This is a genomic window from Rhizobacter sp. P3_B12 (assembly GCF_056402895.1).
The window spans coordinates 1-2,631 of sequence record NZ_JBFUGN010000867.1 but is presented as its reverse complement, the minus strand read 5'-3'; the positions used below and the strand labels follow the sequence as shown (position 1 = coordinate 2,631).

4 protein-coding genes are annotated in these 2,631 nt (G+C 63.0%); 3 read left to right on the top strand and 1 reads right to left on the bottom strand.

Annotated features, from left to right (window positions below):
- From AC1D01_RS29305 to AC1D01_RS29295, 3 genes are all read left to right on the top strand, one after another.
- Positions 1-556 (top strand): response regulator (locus tag AC1D01_RS29305; protein ID WP_477872686.1); only part of this gene is annotated, 556 nt, incomplete at its 5' end.
- A gap of 169 nt (positions 557-725) precedes the next feature.
- The gene (locus AC1D01_RS29300; protein ID WP_477872684.1) at positions 726-1,511 is read left to right on the top strand and encodes an iron-containing redox enzyme family protein; all 786 of its coding nucleotides are present in this window, start codon (positions 726-728) and stop codon (positions 1,509-1,511) included.
- A 164-nt stretch (positions 1,512-1,675) separates the two neighbouring features.
- Positions 1,676-1,951 (top strand): hypothetical protein, encoded by a 276-nt coding sequence (locus AC1D01_RS29295; protein WP_477872682.1) that lies wholly within the window; start codon positions 1,676-1,678, stop codon positions 1,949-1,951.
- A gap of 7 nt (positions 1,952-1,958) precedes the next feature.
- Here AC1D01_RS29295 and AC1D01_RS29290 read toward each other — a convergent pair.
- A partial coding sequence (locus AC1D01_RS29290) for a cbb3-type cytochrome c oxidase subunit I (RefSeq protein WP_477872680.1) occupies positions 1,959-2,631 on the bottom strand: 673 nt, incomplete at its 5' end.

Genomic DNA, 2,631 nt, shown 5'->3' with positions numbered 1-2,631 from the left:
GACCGGTATCGGGCTCGTTCTGTCGAGGCAACTCACCGAGATGATGGGAGGCACGCTCGTCATCAGCAGCGTCTGTGGCGAAGGGACGTGTGCGATCTTGTCCCTGCCGCTGTCAGAAACGCAGATCGTCCGTGCGGATCTCCCGCAGAGCCACAGAACCCCTGGCATCAACGGGCGCTCCCTGCGGGTGCTCTACGCAGAGGACAACGAGGTGAACGCCGAACTGGTACGCCAGATCGTCACATTGCGGCGCGGCGTGTCGCTTCGCGTCGCGACCAACGGCGAGCGCGCGCTCGAGATGGCACGGCTCGACGCCCCAGATCTGATGCTCGTCGACATGAACCTTGGTGACATGACGGGAATCCAGCTCGCCAAGGAACTGCAGCGGGATCGGTCCACTCGCGATATCCACCTGGTGGCACTTTCGGCCGACGCACTTCCGGAACAGATCAGGACCGCGCTTGGCTGCGGGTTCGAGAGCTACATGACAAAGCCGATCGTCCTCCAGGAACTGCTCGCGATGCTGGACAAGCACAGCGACGAAGCCTGCGCATAGCGCCCCGTCGCGATCGCAGAGCAGCGCCGGCGCTTGCGCGACCAGGCAAGTCGTGTAACCGTGCCATACACCATGGGCCGTCGACGAGCTTACAGGCACGATTCATGCGCCAATTCGGAACACAACCGTTGGAGATGCCATGTCTACCGAGTTTCGTCGAACAGGTAACTTGAAGAACATCGGCAGCTATCCGGTCTGGCTGCAGCGCGTCGTTCATGAATCGACGCCGCACAAGCGTCGCGTGGTCGAGCACGAGCTCTTCGCCCTCATGAGAGAGGCCAAGTTGCCGCTGCCGGCGATGCGGCGCTTCTTGATGGGCGTATGGCCGACCATTGAACAATTCCCCAGGTTCATGGCGATGAACCTGAAAAAGATGGGTTATGGCGACAGCGTGGGCGAGGACATGGCGCGGCGCTATCTGATTCAGAACATTCGCGTCGAACAGAAGCACTCCGAGCATTKGGCCACCTGGGCTGGAGCAGCAGGGTTGACGCTCGACGACCTGCGATCCGGGGATGATGCAGAAGAACTCGAGGCCTTGGCTCACTGGTGCTGGTATGTCTGCGACAAGGCGAGTCTTGCGGTCGCGATGGCCGCGACGAACTATGCAGTCGAAGGCGCGACGGGTGAGTGGTCGTGCGTGGTTTGCTCGAAGGACACCTACGCAAAATCGCTCCCGGACGACATTCGCGTTCCAGCGATGCGATGGCTGAAGGTCCATGCCGAGTACGACGACACGCATCCCTGGGAGGCGCTGGACATTGTTGCGACATTGCTCGGCCACGCGCCGTCGAGTGCGGATGTGGCCGCCGTGCGGCGTGCGGTCCGGTCGAGCTACCGCTACATGGAGATGTCGCTCGACAGTGCGATGATGGCAGCGGCGCGCGGCGGTTTCGACGAAACGGCTTCCAACGCATCGACATTGGGTGCCTTCGATGCACTCAATGCTGCGTAGAAGGAAGTCAGCGCCCATCGGCCCGCAATGTGCGCTGGCGTACCGAAGGCATCCAGCGGGCGGCCTACAGTTCCTGAACGGCTCAAGCCAATGGGTCACGTCGGGAGTCTGCGATGCAAGCCGAGAGGGGACGAGTCACCTTGACGCCTTCAAACGAGGTTGTCGTGATCGACAACGGCGTTGTGAATCAGGAGTGGTGCGTGGACTTCGCGCGGATCTATGCCGCGCTCGAGAGTTGCACATCGGTTCAAGGCGGACGAGTGGCATCGATACTGCACAAGGCGCTGGGTCTGTTGCCGCCGCTCACCGCCGTCGGCATTGTGTTGGCTGACGACGATCTCCTCGCGGCGCTGCGAGTCGTGGTCCACGAGGTGCGAGGCGACTCGCAGCCTGCATATCCGCATCCGACGCCATTCTCTGCGCTGGTGCATCGCGCTTGACCTTTTCTCAAGCGCGCCCGACGACGACCTCGCCCAGCGGAATCGTCTCGCGTCGCGGCGCCACCCACAGGCGGAATACGAACCAGGCGATCAGCAAGGCGCCGACGCTGAACACCGTGTCGCCGGGCACGCGCATCCATACCAGCAAATGGACGATGGGCTTGCCCATGAATTCGGCTGAACGCGCATACCAGTAGCCGTTCTCCAGCGCAGCCTGCAATTGCAGCACGCCCAGTGGCAGCAAGGTCAGCAGGGCCATCAGCGCCAAGCCGATGCTCAGTCCCCAGAATGCGCCAGCCAGCGTCCCGTTGTTCCACTGCACCTCGGGCTTGAGCCCACGCAGGCAGAACAGCATCAGCCCGATGCCCAGCATGCCGTAGACGCCGAACAGCGCCGTGTGGCCGTGCAGCGCGGTCAGGTTCAGGCCCTGCATGTAGTACAGCGCCAGCGGCGTGTTGATGAGAAAGCCGAACAGGCCCGCGCCGACCAGGTTCCAGAAGCTGACGGCCAGGAAGAACAGGATCGGCCAGCGGTAGCGCTGCATCCACGGCGTGGCCTGGCCATGGCGCCAGGTCTCGTAGGCCTCCAGGCCGATCAGCGCCAGCGGCACCACTTCCAGCGCCGAGATGCTGGCGCCGAGCGCAACCACCGCCGTGGTGGTGCCCGCGAAGTACAAGTGG